General features: G+C 36.8%; 18 protein-coding genes and 2 tRNA genes. 9 read left to right on the forward strand and 11 right to left on the reverse strand.

The features are described 5' to 3' along the window. Positions 1-24: 24 nt before the first annotated feature. Entirely contained in the window at positions 25-1,185 is a 1,161-nt protein-coding gene (locus EXE10_RS06475) for a sensor histidine kinase (protein ID WP_165382996.1), read from the reverse strand. Between EXE10_RS06475 and argH the strand changes: the two genes are divergently transcribed. Next, positions 1,176-2,606: an argininosuccinate lyase gene (gene argH / locus EXE10_RS06480; RefSeq protein ID WP_068972952.1), complete on the forward strand. Its 1,431-nt coding sequence runs from the start codon at positions 1,176-1,178 to the stop codon at positions 2,604-2,606. The two genes, EXE10_RS06475 and argH, sit on opposite strands and share 10 nt — an antisense overlap. A gap of 41 nt (positions 2,607-2,647) precedes the next feature. After that, on the forward strand, positions 2,648-2,917 hold the full coding sequence (locus EXE10_RS06485) for an oxidative damage protection protein (RefSeq protein WP_130112790.1): 270 nt from the start codon (positions 2,648-2,650) through the stop codon (positions 2,915-2,917). 399 nt (positions 2,918-3,316) lie between these two features. Here the strand turns inward: EXE10_RS06485 and EXE10_RS06490 are convergent, their stop codons facing one another. Beyond that, on the reverse strand, positions 3,317-3,955 hold the full coding sequence (locus EXE10_RS06490; RefSeq protein WP_130112791.1) for a sterol desaturase family protein: 639 nt from the start codon (positions 3,953-3,955) through the stop codon (positions 3,317-3,319). Between the two features lie 234 nt (positions 3,956-4,189). Between EXE10_RS06490 and EXE10_RS06495 the strand changes: the two genes are divergently transcribed. After that, positions 4,190-5,209: an AraC family transcriptional regulator gene (locus tag EXE10_RS06495; RefSeq protein WP_130112792.1), complete on the forward strand. Its 1,020-nt coding sequence runs from the start codon at positions 4,190-4,192 to the stop codon at positions 5,207-5,209. Between the two features lie 260 nt (positions 5,210-5,469). Continuing rightward, complete coding sequence (aqpZ, locus tag EXE10_RS06500) at positions 5,470-6,162, forward strand: aquaporin Z (protein ID WP_130112793.1); 693 nt, start codon at positions 5,470-5,472, stop codon at positions 6,160-6,162. 132 nt (positions 6,163-6,294) lie between these two features. Here aqpZ and EXE10_RS06505 read toward each other — a convergent pair whose 3' ends face one another. From EXE10_RS06505 to EXE10_RS06515, 3 genes are all read right to left on the reverse strand, one after another. Then, positions 6,295-6,540: a hypothetical protein gene (locus EXE10_RS06505; protein ID WP_068972957.1), complete on the reverse strand. Its 246-nt coding sequence runs from the start codon at positions 6,538-6,540 to the stop codon at positions 6,295-6,297. Positions 6,541-6,616: 76 nt separating this feature from the next. Continuing rightward, positions 6,617-7,669, reverse strand: coding sequence for a DNA/RNA non-specific endonuclease (locus EXE10_RS06510; RefSeq protein ID WP_130112794.1), 1,053 nt, complete (start codon positions 7,667-7,669; stop codon positions 6,617-6,619). A 378-nt stretch (positions 7,670-8,047) separates the two neighbouring features. Beyond that, positions 8,048-9,928, reverse strand: a complete 1,881-nt coding sequence (locus EXE10_RS06515) for a potassium transporter Kup (RefSeq protein WP_087553926.1) — start codon at positions 9,926-9,928, stop codon at positions 8,048-8,050. A 119-nt stretch (positions 9,929-10,047) separates the two neighbouring features. Here EXE10_RS06515 and EXE10_RS06520 point away from each other — a divergent pair. Next, positions 10,048-10,138 (forward strand) — tRNA-Ser (locus tag EXE10_RS06520). Between the two features lie 198 nt (positions 10,139-10,336). Here EXE10_RS06520 and EXE10_RS06525 read toward each other — a convergent pair. Continuing rightward, positions 10,337-10,681, reverse strand: coding sequence for a hypothetical protein (locus tag EXE10_RS06525; protein ID WP_228255410.1), 345 nt, complete (start codon positions 10,679-10,681; stop codon positions 10,337-10,339). Between the two features lie 296 nt (positions 10,682-10,977). Here EXE10_RS06525 and EXE10_RS06530 point away from each other — a divergent pair, with 296 nt between their 5' ends. From EXE10_RS06530 to EXE10_RS06540, 3 genes are all read left to right on the forward strand, one after another. Beyond that, positions 10,978-11,205, forward strand: coding sequence for a hypothetical protein (locus tag EXE10_RS06530; protein ID WP_068972961.1), 228 nt, complete (start codon positions 10,978-10,980; stop codon positions 11,203-11,205). Between the two features lie 420 nt (positions 11,206-11,625). Continuing rightward, positions 11,626-12,138 (forward strand): tetratricopeptide repeat protein, encoded by a 513-nt coding sequence (locus EXE10_RS06535; RefSeq protein WP_130112795.1) that lies wholly within the window; start codon positions 11,626-11,628, stop codon positions 12,136-12,138. Between the two features lie 345 nt (positions 12,139-12,483). Beyond that, positions 12,484-12,559, forward strand: a tRNA-Thr gene (locus EXE10_RS06540). A 103-nt stretch (positions 12,560-12,662) separates the two neighbouring features. On the opposite strand, the gene EXE10_RS06545 is transcribed toward EXE10_RS06540, so the two are convergent. The 5 genes from EXE10_RS06545 to EXE10_RS06565 form a co-directional block, all read right to left on the reverse strand. Then, a complete protein-coding gene (locus tag EXE10_RS06545; protein WP_130112796.1) occupies positions 12,663-13,478 on the reverse strand; it encodes an SAM-dependent methyltransferase in 816 nt (271 codons plus the stop codon). Between the two features lie 32 nt (positions 13,479-13,510). Beyond that, positions 13,511-14,809: an FAD-dependent oxidoreductase gene (locus tag EXE10_RS06550; protein ID WP_130112797.1), complete on the reverse strand. Its 1,299-nt coding sequence runs from the start codon at positions 14,807-14,809 to the stop codon at positions 13,511-13,513. A gap of 720 nt (positions 14,810-15,529) precedes the next feature. Then, positions 15,530-16,408: a pirin family protein gene (locus EXE10_RS06555; RefSeq protein WP_068972965.1), complete on the reverse strand. Its 879-nt coding sequence runs from the start codon at positions 16,406-16,408 to the stop codon at positions 15,530-15,532. Positions 16,409-16,596: 188 nt separating this feature from the next. After that, complete coding sequence (gene ahpC, locus EXE10_RS06560) at positions 16,597-17,160, reverse strand: alkyl hydroperoxide reductase subunit C (RefSeq protein ID WP_130112798.1); 564 nt, start codon at positions 17,158-17,160, stop codon at positions 16,597-16,599. A gap of 155 nt (positions 17,161-17,315) precedes the next feature. Next, positions 17,316-17,948, reverse strand: coding sequence for a TetR/AcrR family transcriptional regulator (locus tag EXE10_RS06565; RefSeq protein ID WP_171457593.1), 633 nt, complete (start codon positions 17,946-17,948; stop codon positions 17,316-17,318). A 132-nt stretch (positions 17,949-18,080) separates the two neighbouring features. Between EXE10_RS06565 and EXE10_RS06570 the strand changes: the two genes are divergently transcribed. Next, positions 18,081-18,551: a hotdog fold domain-containing protein gene (locus EXE10_RS06570; protein WP_068972968.1), complete on the forward strand. Its 471-nt coding sequence runs from the start codon at positions 18,081-18,083 to the stop codon at positions 18,549-18,551. Positions 18,552-18,562 lie beyond the last annotated feature (11 nt).

The following is an 18,562-nucleotide window of genomic DNA, read 5'->3' on the forward strand; positions in this document are numbered from 1 at the left end:
TACTTATTTTAATAAATTTCTCAGTCATCTATTTTTATACTGATATTGAATAACAGTAGTAAATAATCCATTTCCCGCATAATTTCGAAAATAAACAGAATCACCAAAATGTGCTTTTAAACGCTGTTTTACATTTTCTAAAGCAATTCCATGCCCTTCTCTAACTTTTATTCTATCTTGTAAAAATGGGTTAGTAATGACTATATTGACTTGATTTTGCAATATTTCAACCAGTATTCCAATTTTAGCGTCGATGATCTTTTTCTCAACACCATGGAAAATACTATTTTCAATGAGTGGCTGCAAAGTGAGTAAAGGTATTTTAACTTGCCCTAATAATTCTGGATGCAGAATATTCCACTCCACTTTTAATCGTTCTCCTAAACGAATTTGTTCAATTGCAATATATTGCTTAGACAGTTCCACTTCTTCTTTTAAAGTCACCAGTTTTAATTCTTGTAAGCTTGCTCTAAATAACTTTGATAAATCAATCAGCATTTGTTCAGCTTTATCTGGATCTATGGCAATTAAACTCACCACACTATTTAAACTATTAAATAAAAAATGAGGGTGAATCCGTGCTTGCATCGCTTGAACCCGTGCATTCAACTCGCTGTTTTGTTGTAAAACAGATTGCTCTCGAATATACATATAACGCAAACAAAATGCGCCCAATAACACCCCATAACTCAAATGTAGGATCACATTATGAAAGATTTGATCGACGCTTATATTTTGTAATGAAATATGTGAACCAATAAATCCAAGAAGATTTAAAACAACACTGGTACAAAACACGATCGTTTGTAGCAAAATAAAACTAAATATCGCTGCTGAAAAATAGCTATATTCTGAGAGGCGTTTTTGGAAGATATCTTGAAAAGCAGCAAATGCCAGTAATATCCAATTAATATATAAAATATAAGCTAAAACGTGTCCAAAATTAAGATTCGACCAAGATTGTGCCTCTGCCAATGCCAATAAAAATGCCAATACATTACTGGCTATAAACAATTCCAATAAATATTGCCCATGTCCCATTTTGCTAAAAAAATAAGATTGATGAAAATGTGTTCTCGATTTTATTGACGAATGATTACGCTTTCTTTCGGCAAGAGAGACTGAATTTGCTATACTAGCCTCAGTTTTACTGCTTTTTTTCTTATTGAGCCGATATGACCACATCTTCTAATTCCTCTAATCCGTCACAAGCCCAAACTTCAGGCATGTGGGGCGGTCGTTTCTCCGAAGCTACTGATGCCTTTGTTGCTGAATTTACTGCATCTGTTCAATTTGACCAACGCTTTTATAAACAAGATATTGCAGGCTCTATTGCACATGCAACCATGTTAGCAAAAGTTGGGGTCTTGACTGAACAAGAACGTGATGACATCACCAACGGTTTGAACACAATTAAAGCTGAAATTGAAGCGGGTAACTTCGAGTGGCGCATCGACTTAGAAGATGTACACATGAACATCGAATCACGCCTCACTCAGCGTATCGGTATTACAGGTAAGAAATTACATACAGGTCGTAGCCGTAACGACCAAGTGGCAACAGACATCCGTTTATATGTGCGTGATGAAATTGATGCCATTTTAAAATTATTGGAAAAATTACAAAAAGGTATTTTGGGTCTTGCTGCAAAAAACACCAATACCATCATGCCTGGTTTTACCCATTTACAAACTGCACAGCCGGTGACTTTTGGTCACCACTTAATGGCGTGGTTTGAAATGTTGGTGCGTGACTCAGAACGCCTAATCGACTGTCGTAAACGTGTCAACCGTATGCCTTTAGGTTCTGCTGCGCTTGCAGGAACAACCTATCCAATTGACCGCGCATATACTGCAGAATTGTTAGGTTTTGAAGCTGTTGCTGAAAACTCACTTGACGCTGTTTCTGACCGTGACTTCGGGATTGAGTTTAATGCCGCTGCATCTTTAATCATGATGCATTTGTCACGTATGTCAGAAGAAATGATCCTATGGACTTCTGCACAATTTAAATTTGTGAATATTCCAGATCGTTTCTGTACAGGTTCTTCGATCATGCCACAAAAGAAAAACCCAGATGTTCCTGAGTTGATCCGTGGTAAAACAGGTCGTGTCTATGGTGACTTAATGAGTTTATTAACACTCATGAAAGGTCAACCGTTGGCGTACAATAAAGACAACCAAGAAGACAAAGAACCTTTGTTTGATGCGATTGATACCGTTCGTGGTTCACTCATGGCATTTGCAGATATGATTCCTGCATTGGTTCCAAATATTGAAATCATGCGTGAAGCTGCACTTCGTGGCTTCTCTACAGCAACAGATTTAGCAGATTATCTTGTTAAAAATGGCGTGGCGTTCCGTGATGCACACGAAATCGTCGGTAAAGCGGTTGCTTTAGGTGTTGAAGAATCGAAAGATTTATCTGAACTCACACTTGAGCAACTTCAACAGTTCTCTGACTTGATTCAAGCAGATGTGTTTGAAAAAGCACTGACTTTAGAAGCATCAGTGAATGCACGTAACCATATCGGCGGTACTGCACCTGCTCAAGTTGAAGCTGCAATTCAACGTGCTTATGTACGCTTAGAAAAACTTTACGCTTAATTTTTTAAGTTTAATTATCAGATTAAATTTGGAGTATTGATATGTCTCGACAAATTTTTTGCCGTAAATATCAAAAAGAAATGGATGCTTTAGACTTTGCACCTTTCCCTGGTGCAAAAGGTCAGGAATTATTTGACACGATCTCTAAGCAAGCTTGGCAAGAATGGCTCAAACACCAAACCACGTTGATCAATGAAAAACGATTGAATGTGTTTGAACCTGATGCGAAGAAGTTCCTTGAAGAACAACGTGAAAAATTCTTCAACAATGATGAATCATTGGAAAAAGCTGAGGGGCTAAAACCTGAGTAAAAAGAAAGCAACGCTTTCTTTTTACTCAAGGCAAACATTTGAAAAGCTCCTGAATTGGGGCTTTTCTTTTGTCTAGAACATTGCTCTGCCCTGAGGAATATATTCCGCAAGAAGACAAACCTCAAAGATCCCATACGCTTTGATCAAAACAATCTCCATACATTTGGGGATTGTTTTACTTTCACTTTTCTACAGCCATAAAAAAAGGAGTCTTGGAGACTCCTATAAACTTCAGAAACCACAGCTTTTCCGAAACACTTTCGATGCTTAATGTATCCGAATTCATACTGTAGATATTGACAATATATACATATTTTTTTGACAATTCACGACAATAGAACTCACTCATCAGTGATTCATGTCATTTTCATTGTTCAAACTTTCTGTGCAAATAGCACGTTAAGCCACAGAATCTATCGTATTTTCAGCATCATCACTGATCAATTTCGGTGCTTTTTCCACCCATTTTGCAGGAAAGAACTGTTCCACTTTGGTAGATAACCATCGTGCAACAGGTTCAGGCAATGCCACACCCAAAGGATTCTGTTCTTTTAAATCTGCTGATGAAACCACACGTGTTCCCATCAAATAATCAAACCACGGTTTTGTCACACACCAGTTCGCATCTTGGTTAGAATTCATATGGTGGTCATAATGCCAAGGAATTTTTTTCTTCGCCCAATCTGGCTCTAAATGTGCACGACGGTGAATATAGTAATAATTACATGCACTATATAAAGATGCTGCCACCATACCTTTTGAAATCGGATAAAAAATTAGACTCGCCGCACTTGCAACGACCGCCAAGGAAACGATTTCATTTTTTGTACGCCAGTTTGAGATCCCTTCAACATAACCATCGTCATGAAAACCTTGCTTACGCACCTCTCTATGATGCTCCCAATGAGATTTCATACTGTCTGGCACGGGGCTATAACGTGGCTGCCCTTTACGATGAGTTCCATGTAAAATGAACTTATGTGCAACCCATTCAAAACCATTTGCAACAACTAATCCTACAACAAAGCCTTTTAGCATGACTCTCTCCTATTCTTCTCATATTTTTTAATATAAAGCGTAATAGAAATTTAATATTGACAAGAAAAGTCTTTTACATTGACAAATTACGACAATTATTAGGGTGTGCTTTTCTCTACATTAGCTCAACTTGATTACGCCAGATAACAGTTTTGACTTGTTTGTGCTGTTTAATTCTGATTAGAATAAGCTCGTTTTTAAAATAATATTTTTGTAATAAAAAAGACGATACATATGCAACTACTCAAGGATTATGTAGGCTCAGTCTATGGTGGACTCGGACAATTATTACTCGCATACGCTGAAGCGAATCATCTAAATATTTCAGAGAAATTACGTCAAGTTCAAACACAAGAACGTTTTGACTTTAATCTATGGCGTGAACTTTTAGATGATATTCAAACGCAAGTACAAAGCCCTGCTTTAGGTGTAGAAATTGCAAAACATTTGCAGCCCAAGCATATTGGTATTATTGCGTATATCGCCCAATCTTGTGACACCATGGGTGAAGCATTAACACGCTATTTTGACTTTCACCGCTTGGTTTATGATGGAAGCCCTCTCAAAGTCGAACCCTTTGATAACGATAACATTATTATTCGTTGGGATACTTTACCGTCTCACTTGACAACACAAATCACGGATGAAATTGCGATTGCCATCATGGTGCAATTTTTAAGACATTTTTTATCTTCACACCACACCAAAATCCATCAAATCAATTTCACCCATGAAAAGCCTAGCAATATGGCAATTTATGAAGATTTTTTCCAATGCCCTGTGCTGTTTAAACAAGCCAATCCTGAATTGGTCTTTCCTCTTCAAGCATTAAGCACCCCACTCAATCAAGGTGATCAAACTCTACAAAAACTCTTAATGCAGCAAGCGCAAGCTTTATTGGATGATTTGCCAAATTCAACACAATTAGATCAACGATTACAGCAATATATCTTATTAGGTCTTCAGAAAAACCATTATCAAATTGAGCATATTGCACAACAACTCAATATGTCTGTAAGACAGCTTCAACGCCATTTACAAAACCAAGGTACAACCTATCAACAGCGCGTCCAAGAAATCCGAAAGATTCTCGCTCTTCAATATTTGCAAGATCCATTCCTTGGTTTACATGAAATTGCTTTATTACTGAGTTATTCAGAACAAAGCGCCTTTCAGCGTGCATTTAAACAGTGGACTGGAATGACCCCACAACAATGGCGAATACAGCATAGAAATGCCGAAATTAAGGCATAAAATGAAATACTAAAATATCAGCAAAAGCTCATCAGTTCATACAGACTCTGAATGATAGCAATCAATGTATGGACTATGTCATCTCTATTTTAGTGAACTAATTCAATAGTTTTTTGTGTAACAGAAATAGTTTTCTAGTTTTATTTTTCTATTTTAGCTTATTATTTAGGCGCCAGAATAAAGATTCACAAACTCTCACGGCTGACGCCAATTTAAATGTGGCACAGCTTCATTCCGCAATAAAAAAAATAGGAATACTCATGAATAGATATTTAGCAGAATTTCTCGGAACTTTTTGGCTTGTTTTTGGTGGATGTGGTAGCGCAGTCTTAGCTGCCGCATTCCCTGAACTCGGCATTGGTTTTGCTGGAGTTGCTTTAGCATTTGGTTTAACTGTACTCACAGGTGCGTATGCTTTTGGACATATTTCAGGTGGGCACTTTAATCCCGCGGTAAGTGTAGGATTATGGGTTGGTGGTCGCTTTGACGCCAAAGATCTTGCCCCTTATATCATTGCACAAGTTGTCGGAGGTATTGTTGCTGCCTTTATTTTGTATTTGATTGTTCAAGGGCAAGCTGGATTTACAGGTACAGGGGGATTCGCTACCAATGGTTATGGTGATTTATCACCAGGAAAATATTCACTTGTTTCCGCGCTCATTATTGAAATTGTACTGACGGCTATATTTTTGATTGTAATTTTAGGTTCAACGGATAAGCGTGCTCCTGCTGGCTTTGCGCCGATTGCAATTGGTCTAGCACTTACATTGATTCATTTGATTAGTATTCCTGTCACCAATACATCTGTAAATCCTGCACGAAGTACTGCTGTTGCAATATTTGCTGAAACGGCGGCATTGGGACAATTATGGCTGTTCTGGGTCGCACCGATTGTAGGTGCTGTGATTGGTGCTGTGATCTACAAAATTGTTGGTAGTGAATCACAAAATTAATTGTTGATAAGCCTTTATCTATGTACAAAATCAAAAAACCTGCTTCGGCAGGTTTTTTATAGAAAATCTAAAGCGTGAACGATTTAACATCAACCACATACGATCATTTGCATCTTGAAGAACAATGAAATGCTACAGAAAAGGATTCTCTATTTCACCTTCAGTTTGACGTTCAATCTGTTCAGGTAAATTCGATTGCTTCTCTAGATGTGCAACGATGTCGTTTAAATAAGCTTGCAATGCCTTGGCTGACTTCAATCCTTGTTGGTCTTTACTAATCTGTAAATTCCCATAAATACTGACACAGTCTAACTGATTTTCTAAAGTTAAATCATGAATCGAATGTGACTCTGTTCCATTTTCAAATGGTTTAAACATTTTAATTATCTCGATTTTTCTATATTGGGACAGTATAAATCCTTTGTTGAAATATACTGCACGTCATCCACTGTATTTATTTCAAAAATTGTAAAATATATTGCAATAATGCTTCGACCAATTGTTTAACTAAAGCATCTTTGGTTTCTTCATCTACTTCCGGAATTTGCAAACCCGTTGTCGATGATGAAGCATTTCCCTTTCCATCGGGTTGGAATTGCTTTTGTAGAGCCTTAATTTGTGCAGTAGGCACAGTCTCAGCACATTGGCTTTCTGCATCCCAATGTGCATATTCAATATCTTTATTCGCTTTAACTTGATTGGCAGTTAAAGGCAATTTATAGGTATTGCGCTTTTGCTCCTCGGTCAGCTGTGGAAATAAATTGATTCCCAACTGTTCTTCTAAATAACAAACGCTGACGACTTTTACCTTTAATGAATTGTCATTCGGTGCATAGTACGCCCCGATAATGCCATGTTTAGGAATATAGATCGCTTTAAATACAGCTGTTGGAACAATCACACCATTGCCAATGGTTTTTAACTTTTTCCCTGAAAATACAGGACCAGTAACGACATAAACGTCTTTTTTCTGTTTAGTCACCATTGCCCGAGTGGCTTCTTCTAACTCACGCCACACTTGTTGATTATTTTTGGGCGCTTGCGGCACCATATTGGCTAAAGAAAAGCTATCAAACTGTGATGCTGTATTTGACATATCTGCATTGGGCGACATGTGCCCACGATCATAACCTGAACCACGATAGTCAGATAACAATGCACGATGATTTGAACTTACACGCTCTTCCTCATGAAAATTGTCTTCACGTTTGATTTTTTGACTTAAACGACTTGGCGATAAATATTCTGCAGTCCACAAAGGTGTTTTTGAAACGCCTGAGTACATCACATTAAAACCATTGAAGCACAACGGATAACTATTTTTCTTTAAACTGTCTTTAGTGAGTATTGGGGGTTCATCACGATAGAACTGATTTAAACATTCCGAGTTATTGCTGCTACCTTGTGTAAAAGGGATTAGTTGAGATATTTTTTCTTGTCCAAATGCAATCGCAAAGCTACCTGTAGCTACCACACCTAATACTATTTTAACGATTGAATTTTTCAACGAAGATATTCCCAAGCTACATCAAACCATGCAGTACAACAAACAAGTATTCAAAATCATTTTTGAATATAAACAGCTTAACAAGCGAACATCTTGAAAGATATTGTGTGAATATTCAACTGAATAAAGCTTCTACAACTTCTGTGCAGTAAAACAGCACTACAGCTCAAATTTAGGCATAAAACCTTATTTATTCAGAATAGAATGGCAATTTTCAAAATATCCCTTGTTAGAACATCCTTGATTATGTCATTTAAAATAAAGCATCTCGACCCATGTACGACATATTCCGTCGTTCTAAACATGTTTTTACACTGAATATTTCCAACAGATATAAAAAAGCCAGAATCAATTCTGGCTTTTTCACATATTCACATCTTAAATTTCAATCTGACTACCCATTTCCACCACACGATTTGGTGGAATTTGGTAGAAATCACTGACGGGACTGGTATTGCGTTGCATAGATATGAATAGTTTTTCACGCCACGGTGCCATGCCATCACCAACAGTATGAATCAAGCGATCTCGGGAAATAAAGAAGCTGATATGCATCATGTCAAATTCAACATCGAGCTGTTTATATGCCAGTTCTAAGGCATTTGGAATATCAGGCTGATCTTTAAAGCCATAATAAACAAAGACACGTTGGAAGCGATCGTCTAGAATTTCAACCCGTATACGTTCTTGATCCGACACATAAGGAACATCACGGGTCACCACCGTCACCAGAATGTTACGCTCATGCAAAACCTTGTTATGTTTAATATTATGCAACATAGCATGCGGTACAATATTTGAATTACCTGTTAAGAATATCGCTTGTCCTGGAACGAATTGAGTTTCATCACTCAAGCTGACACTCTTAATGAATAAATCCAACGGCAATGCATCTTTTTCCAAACGATTGGATACAATTTCTCGCCCAGTACGCCATGTCATCAGCACCGTAAATGCGATGCCACCAATCAACATTGGTACCCAACCACCCGAGAAAATTTTAAGCGATGTAGATGCAATAAATACCAAGTCGATGAATAAGAACGGAATTGCGAAAAGTGCCAATTTCCATTTTGGCCAACGCCAGAAACCATATGCCAAAAAGGCAATCAAAATCGTGTCACAGAGCATAGTCATGGTGACGGCTACACCATAAGCATTGGCAAGATTAGCACTGTTTTGGAAAATCAAAATCAACAGTAGAATCGAAACATACAAGATCCAGTTAATAAACGGGATATAGATCTGCCCTTGCTCCACATCAGAAGTATGATGCACTGTTAAGCGTGGTAAATAGCGTAATTGAATGGCTTGATTCGCCATTGAAAATACGCCTGAAATCACCGCTTGCGAAGCAATCACCGCAGCCATAGTCGCTAGTGCAATCACAGGATACAGCGCCCATTGTGGAACCAATAAAAAGAATGGGTTTTCGATGGCATTTGGGTCACGAAGTAGTAAAGCACCCTGACCCGCATAGTTTAAAACCAAACTTGGCAATACGATGGTGAACCAAGCCAGACGGATTGGCGGTCGTCCAAAATGCCCCATATCTGCATAGAGTGCTTCCCCACCTGTAACTGTTAGAATCACCGCCCCCATGGTCAAAAAGGCAACCAATGGTTGATGAAAAATAAAGTTAATCGCCCAATGTGGACTCAACATCATCAAGATATAAGGGGTCTGGCTAATACTATGAATACCAATCAAACCAATTGAAATAAACCACGTTAATGTAATTGGACCAAAGAGTTTCCCCATTGTTCCTGTTCCATGACGTTGTACGAGGAATAATGCTGTAAGTATTCCAATGGCTAAGGGTACGATCCATTTATTAAACATCGGCGTGGCAATGCTGAGACCTTCAATTGCCGAAAGAACTGAAATCGCTGGGGTAATGATTCCGTCACCAAAGAATAATGATGCACCTATGAAACCAATGGCGATCAGGAATATTTTTTTATTGTCTGCTATTCGTGTTGAACGGAGATTCAATGCCAACAATGACATGATCCCGCCTTCACCATTGTTATCTGCACGCATGATCATGGTGACGTATTTGAAGCTAATCGTCAGCATCATGCACCAAAAAATGAGCGACAGCACTCCAAGTACTGTCGCTTCTGTTATGGCAATATGTGCGGCGAGGAAGCATTGTCGAAGTGCGTACAATGGACTTGTACCAATATCTCCAAATACGACCCCGAGTGCTGCGAGCGTAATCGCAGGAAGCGCAGCTTTTTTTGCAGTACTTTGCATAAATTCGTCTTCAAATATTAGACATTATTTTGGCGAATCATATCACCGAAAAAAAAAATTTGCTTTAAATCAATTGTTGCTTGGCATAAATCCTTTTTTTAGTTATCATCCCACGCCTTGGTGAAGTGTCCGAGTGGCTGAAGGAGCACGCCTGGAAAGTGTGTAAACGTTTATAGCGTTTCGAGGGTTCGAATCCCTCTTTCACCGCCAAATATGATTTCTACGGGACTGCATCGTAGTGTTAAAGGCTTGAATCTAAAAGGTTTAAGCCTTTTTTACGCCTACATGTTATGAAGCAATCTCATAATCTTCTCATATTTTTGGCGGCACATTTGACGGTATCTGCTCGCAGATGATTATCAAAATGACTCATTAAAAACACGATTATCAATTATATTTTCAATCATCCTACTCTTTTAAAATTGCCTTACTTTCCTTCTTCAAATCACGATTCTCAGATAAACAATTGCGTTGCCATTTCACTTTAAAATCTTCAATCGCTTTTTGTCGTGATAATGGAATCTTATAAATTGGAACACGCTTTGCATCTTCAATCATTGCTTTTAATAACTGAGCTTCTTGCTCAGTTAACGCTTCTGGATTGAGATCAATATCATCTAGAGATAAACCACTTTGTCTCAGCTGTATCAGTGTTTCAGAAGTATCATCAACCAACTGACATGCTTTCGGAGTTTCTGCATGGACGAAAGAAATCAACAAAAATAAAATACTCGTACTTATGATTCTCAACATTTGTCATTCTTCAATCTTGTTCTTTTCAGTTCATCTTTATACGACATTCCCAATATTTTTTGAAGTAAATAGATACATCTCCACAGATCATAAATTGCAAGTGACTATTTCAATTCAAACTTTCTTGAATTAGTATCAAGAGAAAAGAAACTTCCAGCCATCAGCAAGGAGGAAATTAAACATAAAATAATAATCAAATACATATAGATGAAATATTCACTCAACAAAATAATCAAGCAATATCAATTCGCGACTCAAGCAAGTTAAGAGCATAAAACTGCTATTCGGGAGTGACAATGAATAACAGCACCAATTATGTAAGACAAGTGAAAAATGCTAAACGTGGTGGATACACCCCTACAATTGCCAAGGATGTAAATAAACATAAAATTCAAAAAGCGATCCGGTTAATTGAGCAATGGAGAAAACTCGCAGATGAACTTAAACCCCAAATGCAAATTGATATGGCGATTACCTTAGAAGAATGCGCGCAAGATTTAGATCTCATTTTAAGGAGTAAATAGATTTTCTTCTGACATGAAAAATTCGCACTTCATATAAACTCATACATTTAAAATACCAACACAAGGCTTACTTTTAGGTAAGCCTTTTTAATGAAAATACTGTTCAAACATTTTTAATATCGTCATGAAAATTTATTGCTAATCCAAAAGTAAACTCAATTATTTGTTTAAATTAAACTTAATCCTTATGTTAATCAATCTAAAACAAAGTGAATTAATTAAAATAAATTAATCTTAAATAGACTTTATTTAATATATATTAATAATGCAAAATCAATATAAATCAAATGTTTAATTAATAAAAAATAAAAAATGAGAAAATAATCACATTTTTTAAAAATAATTTGAATTTATCTATTTACACATCATTCCAACTTTGATAAAAATAATGCATACAAAGTCACATTAAGAAAAAATATTATGAAAAATTTACATAAAATACTATTCGGAGCTTTAATTTTTGCAAACGGTGCTTTTTTTTCAGTTTCAAGCTTTGCAGAAACTTCAACAGCGACTCAAGCCAGTTCAGCAGACTGCCACACATTTGCATGGAATCTAGAAGCAGCTCAAAAAGGAAATATTGAAGCACAATATGATTTAGGCATGATGTACTTCAATGGTGACCAAGTTAAACAAGATCACGCTCTAGCGATGCAATGGCTAACTTCTGCTGCACAGCAAAATAATATCAAAGCACAATATCGTTTAGCGATGGTTGCAGAGATGGGGATTCACAGCACAAAGAATGCCACTGAAGCATTTAACTGGTACTTAAAAGCTGCGAATCAAGGCTATACCAAAGCACAGTACAAAGTTGCAGATGCTTACCAAACTGGCACAGGTGTTGCACAAGATCAAGTAAAAGCACAAGAATGGTTTAAACATGTAGCCAATCAAGGTAATACACTTGCTCAAGTGGCTTTGAAAAACTAATTTCATTTTTGTGAGTGATTAAAACCTCCAGTTAATCACTCACTTTTTATTCTGTAATTTTAATGATAGCAATGAATAACAGATGTTGTGCAATAATAAAATCACACTCTAAATCTTGAAGAATATGGATACGCGAAAAAGTCATCCGCAACAGTTTGCGGCATGAACCAGTCATGGTGCAAGATATACAAGTTAATGTAAGACTCCACCTAGCAAGCTTCAAAACAATTTTAAAAGATACTTTTCTTTTTGAAGTGCATAACATCAATAAATAATAAAGAAAATTTAATTGCTTATTTTTTGGCTTGCAAACTTACAAAAATTCTGTAAAATTCTCGCCACGTTGCCGGCATAGCTCAGTTGGTAGAGCAACTGACTTGTAATCAGTAGGTCCACAGTTCGAATCCGTGTGCCGGCACCATTTTATACTTAGCCTCGATTTTTAGTGAGGCTTTGTTGTATTTAATGCCTATGATTTGAATAATATAAAGTTTCCAAAACTGATTTAAAGAATAAAGATAAAGCTATATTTTCACTGCACTGATTTGAACATATTTCACCAAACCATCATCAATCAAGGCTTGACATAATTTTGCAGTCATTGCGATTTTGAATTGATCCAGTCCACGCTTCCCTTTTGGTCGTGAAGCAATATAACGACTAAAACCAGCCAAGACGTTTACTGAAAAATCCTGAATTTGCACTTGCTCAAAACCCGATTGCTCAATCAATTGTTGCAATTGAGTTTGGTTTTTTAAATTTTCAAATTTTACATCTGCGGCTTTTAGTAAGCCCCGATATTTTAACTTTTGTTTTGAATTTAAAACGTGATCTGACCACATTAGATAATGAAAACCTAAACGTCCTTTTGAATTTAAAACAGGGTGTACTGAATGTAGAAATGAATTTAAATCACTGTGATATGCAGCATCTATACACATCACGACATCAAAAGGCTGCCTAAACAAAATTTCATTTAAATTTAAAAATGATTGATGATGAATTGCTGTGATTTGCGGAAGTATTTTTTGAATATTTGAAATACATTGTTGTTGTAATTCGACTGCTTCTAAGTCTTGAATATGATAATGATCTAGCCAATAGCGTAGACTTGCACCCTGCCCACAACCTAAATCTAAAACACGATCGCTGCGCTTTAATTGTACAGACTGTGCCAAATGCTCTGCCAATTGCATACAGGCTTGCGGATAAGATGATGTTGCATCATCCCAATAACCTAAATTGGTCCAAGCACATTCAGCAGTATCACCCAATATTTTTGCATTGATTGCATATTTATGCTGAGGCAATTTGTGCTGAATCGCTTGAATCCATTTCATGTTTTTTCAGAAGAGATCATTAAGGTATTTTCTTAATACCCTAACTGTGGTGCAACTTCAACATTTGGTTTCATTCCAACGAAAGGTAGTGGTGCACCAAAAATCTCAGCAATATGCATTGCAGAAGTTACTGCTGATTCAAGGATTGGTAAACCATCACACGACCATGAACCACAATAAAACACTTTACGATTTGGCGCTTTATGACGTTGTTGCAACTCTTTATTTAAAGCAACAGTCTCACGATCAACCACAGCACGAGTTAATGAAACAGTAGAAATCACTTTTTTCGGATCAATTTCAGTCACAGGCCGCCAAGTTTGGAAGACTGGTGATTTACCCACTAGACTTGGTTCGATCGAATTCAACCACACTGTAAATTGTTGCTTGGTAAATTTACGATCCATCATATAACTAAGTACTGCCCAATCCTTACGATTTGGTGGCATTACGGTTGAATCAGTGTGCATCACCAATTCACCTTGCTCGAATTTGAACTTTTGCAATAACGTAATATCTTCAGCAAATTGATCTTTATTTAAAAACTGATCTAATTTATTGGTTGGTGTAGCAACAACCACACGGTCAAACTGGAATATTTCACCTTGTGCATTTGCAACCAATACGCCTTCACCTTGTTCTTCAACTTTAGTAATTTCCGAACCACTATGAATATCGATTCCTTCAACCAATTTATCGACAAATGCAGGTGTGCCACCGTGTAGACGTAACAGCGCATCACCATCTGTCAATTGTCTAAGGAAAATTAAAAGTGGTTTTGCAGGCCATTCACCGATAGTTTTTGGATCACAAGTACAGATCGTATAAAGTACAGGCATCACTGCACCATGCCAAAATACTTCTTCAATTTCATTATTATTTATAAAATCGGCAAGGGTAATATCTTGATTTTTTGACTTAAAATATTGATGAATGGCTGTCTTTAACTGCAACATCCCTTTTACTAAACGCCAACCGTATTGTTTAATCCCTTTACGGTTATTGATGATCGGAAAGTTTCCAATACGTGTACGAGAGGTCGTTAACCACGTTTCAGTTTTGTCTTCAAACAACCAACTACATGCCATGAAAGTACGCACTGGAAAGGTTTTGATTCCAAGATGAGTCGCTAGGCTTAAGGTATTTTTCCATAAATGTGGATTCATCACACGCAGTGGTGCATCAATCAATCCACCTTCAAATGCGATACTATGACTATCCATACCACGACCAGGTAATGCTTCGAAGATGGTAATGTTATGACCCGCATCTTTCAAAATTCTTGCGGTCGCCAGTCCCGCCATACCACTACCAATCACTGCAATATTCAAAGTTATTATCCGTGCGTAACCATTTTTTTTATTATGAGCTATAGCCGAATAAATCACGGTATTAAAAAGTTCCAGTTTTAACTTTTTTTTGTTGAATTTTTTTGGTCAAAATTGCAAATTGGCTGTAACGTTTATATTTCCGAGCTTTTATTCTAATTAAGCGTTTTCTGTAGTTCCTATATTTCAGTTTTATTTCTATCTATATAAAAAATTCTGTTAAAAACAGCAGGATAAATTAACTATTTTTTAAAAAAGCTATTTACAAAGGTTAGTTTCTTATTTATTATTCAAACCACAAAAACGAGAATTAAATCACATAATAAACAAAAATATTAAATTATAACAATATGAACAATAACATTAACTACAGCATAAAAGGGATCTCTATTGTGTGGAATAGAGATCCCTTTTTTTACTTTGAAACGTCATTGAAACATAAAAAAATTACATATTTTTAAATGCACATAATATTTAAAAAACTTTTTATAATTAATGTATATAAATTAACCATAAAAATAATTACGTGCTTTACATCACATTTCTAATTCACTATTATGCATCCACAAACGATAACTAGATCACAAGAATATCATCTATAAAACTAGAACTACAGCGAATAAAGAGCCTCTATCGTGTGGGATAGAGGCTCTTTTTTTTATGACCAAAACATTCACTGATGTTATTTAGCAAATAATACTGGACACTCTGTAATCAATAAAATTACTCAACCTCTACGGCAATTTCACCAAACTTTCCATTATTAAAATCATCAAAAGCTTGGATGATTTCATCTTTGCTATTCATCACAAATGGACCATAACCTTGGATCGGTTCATTTAGTGGTTTACCTGTAAGCACAAGGAACTTGGCATTTTGTACCGCTTCGACTTGTACATGTGCTTCACCATCTTTGCCAAAAATGACGACCGAATGATCTAGCACCTGTTGAGTACCGTTCAGCAATAATTCACCTTCCAATAAAACGATCAAACTGGTGTGATCAATTGGAACATGAAAATGAGCTTGATGACCTGCTTTGAGCACAACATCCCACACATTGATTGGGCTAAAAGTGTTTGCTGGACCTTGCTGTTCAGCATATTCCCCTGCAATTACACGTAGATAACCAGCCTCATCATCAAATTTAATCACTGGGATTTGTATCGCTTCAATGGCTTGATACTTCGGTGCAGTCATTTTATCACTTGCAGGCAGGTTGACCCACAGCTGTACCATTTCAAACAATCCACCCTGTTCAGCAAATTCACTTGAATGGAATTCTTCATGAACTAAACCTGAACCTGCCGTCATCCATTGCACATCACCTGTTTTGATTGTGCCACCGCCACCATGTGAGTCTTTGTGTGTCACTTCACCTTTATAGGCAATGGTCACTGTTTCAAAACCACGATGTGGATGTGAACCTACACCATGTTGTGCTGTGGTAGGGTCAAAATGATAAGGTGCTGCATAGTCCAACAGTAAAAATGGACTAATGGTTTGCCCTAAACGATCATAAGAAAATAGATTTTTTACAGGAAAACCATCACCAACCCAGTGCATCTGTTGATTGCGATATACACCTACAACTTTTTTCATCATTTCTCTCCGATCACGAAGTTTTAACTTATTTATATCTTAGCTGTTTTAAGCTATTTAATAAGGGTCTAAGTTGATACTGTGCTTTCTATTAATAGGATAATGAGCGTTGAAATGTATGCTGAATTTAAACAAAAAAATCCAGAAACTGAGTTCTGGATTTTTCTTTGAAATCTGTAAATCTAAACTTAGATTTTACCGATCAGGTCAATAGATGGAGCAAGGGTCGCATCACCTTCTTTCCATTTTGCAGGGCAAACTTCACCTGGATGTGCATGTACATATTGCGCAGCTTTCACTTTACGAAGAAGCTCTTGCGCATCACGACCAATACCACCTGCATTGATTTCAATGATCTGGATTTTACCTTCTGGGTCAATCACGAAAGTTCCACGATCCGCCAGACCATCAGCTTCGATCAATACTTCAAAGTTTTTCGCCAGCGTCCAAGTTGGATCGCCAACCATGGTGTACTGAATCTTTTTGATTTCTTCAGAACTATCATGCCATGCTTTATGAGTGAAATGAGTATCTGTGGACACTGAATAAATTTCTACACCCATTTTCTGAAATTCTGCATAGTTATCTGCAAGATCGCCTAATTCAGTTGGGCAAACAAATGTAAAATCAGCAGGATAGAAAAATACAACTGACCATTTACCTGTCATGTCTTTCTCAGACACTTCGATAAATTCACCATTTTTGTACGCTGTTGCATTAAACGGTTTGACTTCAGTATTGATTAAACTCATTTAGTATTCCTTCAATTTGTTTCAGGGATTGCTTATCTGTGAAACTAGAATACGAAACTCTTTTAAATTGGTAAAACAGTAGTTTTTTATAAAATCAATCGAAAAAATAGATTTATAAATTCTTTTAACTTTTACTTTTCAATTGATGATGCCGATCATTCCACACTCGGAAATTCCACCAAGCTTCTCCATGCCGAATCTGCTAATTTCTCTTTATAACTTTGTGGAGATGTTTTGACTTGATTGGACAACCATGCGCGGCAATAACTTTCCGTTGCACCAATCACTAAGGACAGCAACAATTCATTGGGAATATTTTGCAGGTTTTGATGGTCATGAAATTTTTGAACCAAATTCATTAAATAATGATTACGTTGTTGATTCTTTTGCTTTAATTCAGCTGTATCGTCCTGACGTTTTACCATCGCACTCGATAGATATAAAAAGCGTGCAAAATCAGGGAAATCCGTCACCCAGTCAATATAACTATGCACAATGGCTTTAATCGCATCTTCTAAGGACTGGACTTCAAGTAAAGCCTGTTCACGGCGTTGCGCTTGATCATCTAAGGCAGAAAAATACAATGCCTGAACAATGCCTTCTTTATTTTTAAAATGGTGATAAATCGCACCGACACTGGTCTCTGCACGCTCACGGATCATCTCGATATTGGTCGTTTCAATGCCATGATTTAAAAAACAATCCAGTGCTTCATTCAAAATAATACGCTTTAATTCAGCACGGCGACCACTGTAGATTCGTTCTAACAACACCAAATTATTCATGATTCAACCCGTGTATTTCCATTCATAAATGCCTTCGATTGACTCTCAAGTACAAAGAACATCGCTCTTTTGCCATTAACAGAATATTATTCTGCATTAGAATTATATTCTGATTTATTTAAACAGGAAAGAACAATGAGCCAAGCACTAAAATTATGGAACAGTTTTAAAAATAAACCCGCAGGAAAATGGACATTTTCAAAATTAATTTGTTTTAAAGCGCCATACTTCAACAGTATTTCGCCTGTCTTTGAACAACTGAAAGAAAATTATTGTGAAATTAAAATCAAAAAACACCGTGCTGTGCTGAATCACATTGGAACGGTGCATGCGATTGCAATGTGTAATATGGCAGAACTTGCAGGCGGAACCATGACCGATGCGACTGTACCTTCTTCGCATCGTTGGATTCCAAAAGGCATGACCGTGGAATATTTAAAAAAAGCTGAAACTGATTTGGTGGCGATTGCCACGCCTGTAAATGCTGATTTTCAATGGTCGGAAGGCAGTGATTATTTGGTCAATGTTGATGTCAAAGATACAGCCAATGAAACCGTGTTCAGAGCGGTGATCACGATGTGGGTGTCAGCGAAGCCAAAAAAATAAGAAAATAATAA

Source organism: Acinetobacter sp. WCHAc060033 (genome assembly GCF_004209125.1).
GTDB lineage: Bacteria > Pseudomonadota > Gammaproteobacteria > Pseudomonadales > Moraxellaceae > Acinetobacter > Acinetobacter wuhouensis.

Coding starts and splice junctions, on each gene's coding strand:
- EXE10_RS06545 (WP_130112796.1), bottom strand. CDS start 13,478: ATGAAATGGATTCAAGCGATTCAGCACAAATTGCCTCAGCATAAATAT.
- EXE10_RS06530 (WP_068972961.1), top strand. CDS start 10,978: ATGAATAACAGCACCAATTATGTAAGACAAGTGAAAAATGCTAAACGT.
- EXE10_RS06515 (WP_087553926.1), bottom strand. CDS start 9,928: ATGCAAAGTACTGCAAAAAAAGCTGCGCTTCCTGCGATTACGCTCGCA.
- EXE10_RS06505 (WP_068972957.1), bottom strand. CDS start 6,540: ATGTTTAAACCATTTGAAAATGGAACAGAGTCACATTCGATTCATGAT.
- EXE10_RS06535 (WP_130112795.1), top strand. CDS start 11,626: ATGAAAAATTTACATAAAATACTATTCGGAGCTTTAATTTTTGCAAAC.
- argH (WP_068972952.1), top strand. CDS start 1,176: ATGACCACATCTTCTAATTCCTCTAATCCGTCACAAGCCCAAACTTCA.
- EXE10_RS06475 (WP_165382996.1), bottom strand. CDS start 1,185: ATGTGGTCATATCGGCTCAATAAGAAAAAAAGCAGTAAAACTGAGGCT.
- EXE10_RS06570 (WP_068972968.1), top strand. CDS start 18,081: ATGAGCCAAGCACTAAAATTATGGAACAGTTTTAAAAATAAACCCGCA.
- ahpC (WP_130112798.1), bottom strand. CDS start 17,160: ATGAGTTTAATCAATACTGAAGTCAAACCGTTTAATGCAACAGCGTAC.
- EXE10_RS06485 (WP_130112790.1), top strand. CDS start 2,648: ATGTCTCGACAAATTTTTTGCCGTAAATATCAAAAAGAAATGGATGCT.
- EXE10_RS06490 (WP_130112791.1), bottom strand. CDS start 3,955: ATGCTAAAAGGCTTTGTTGTAGGATTAGTTGTTGCAAATGGTTTTGAA.
- EXE10_RS06555 (WP_068972965.1), bottom strand. CDS start 16,408: ATGAAAAAAGTTGTAGGTGTATATCGCAATCAACAGATGCACTGGGTT.
- aqpZ (WP_130112793.1), top strand. CDS start 5,470: ATGAATAGATATTTAGCAGAATTTCTCGGAACTTTTTGGCTTGTTTTT.
- EXE10_RS06495 (WP_130112792.1), top strand. CDS start 4,190: ATGCAACTACTCAAGGATTATGTAGGCTCAGTCTATGGTGGACTCGGA.
- EXE10_RS06525 (WP_228255410.1), bottom strand. CDS start 10,681: ATGTTGAGAATCATAAGTACGAGTATTTTATTTTTGTTGATTTCTTTC.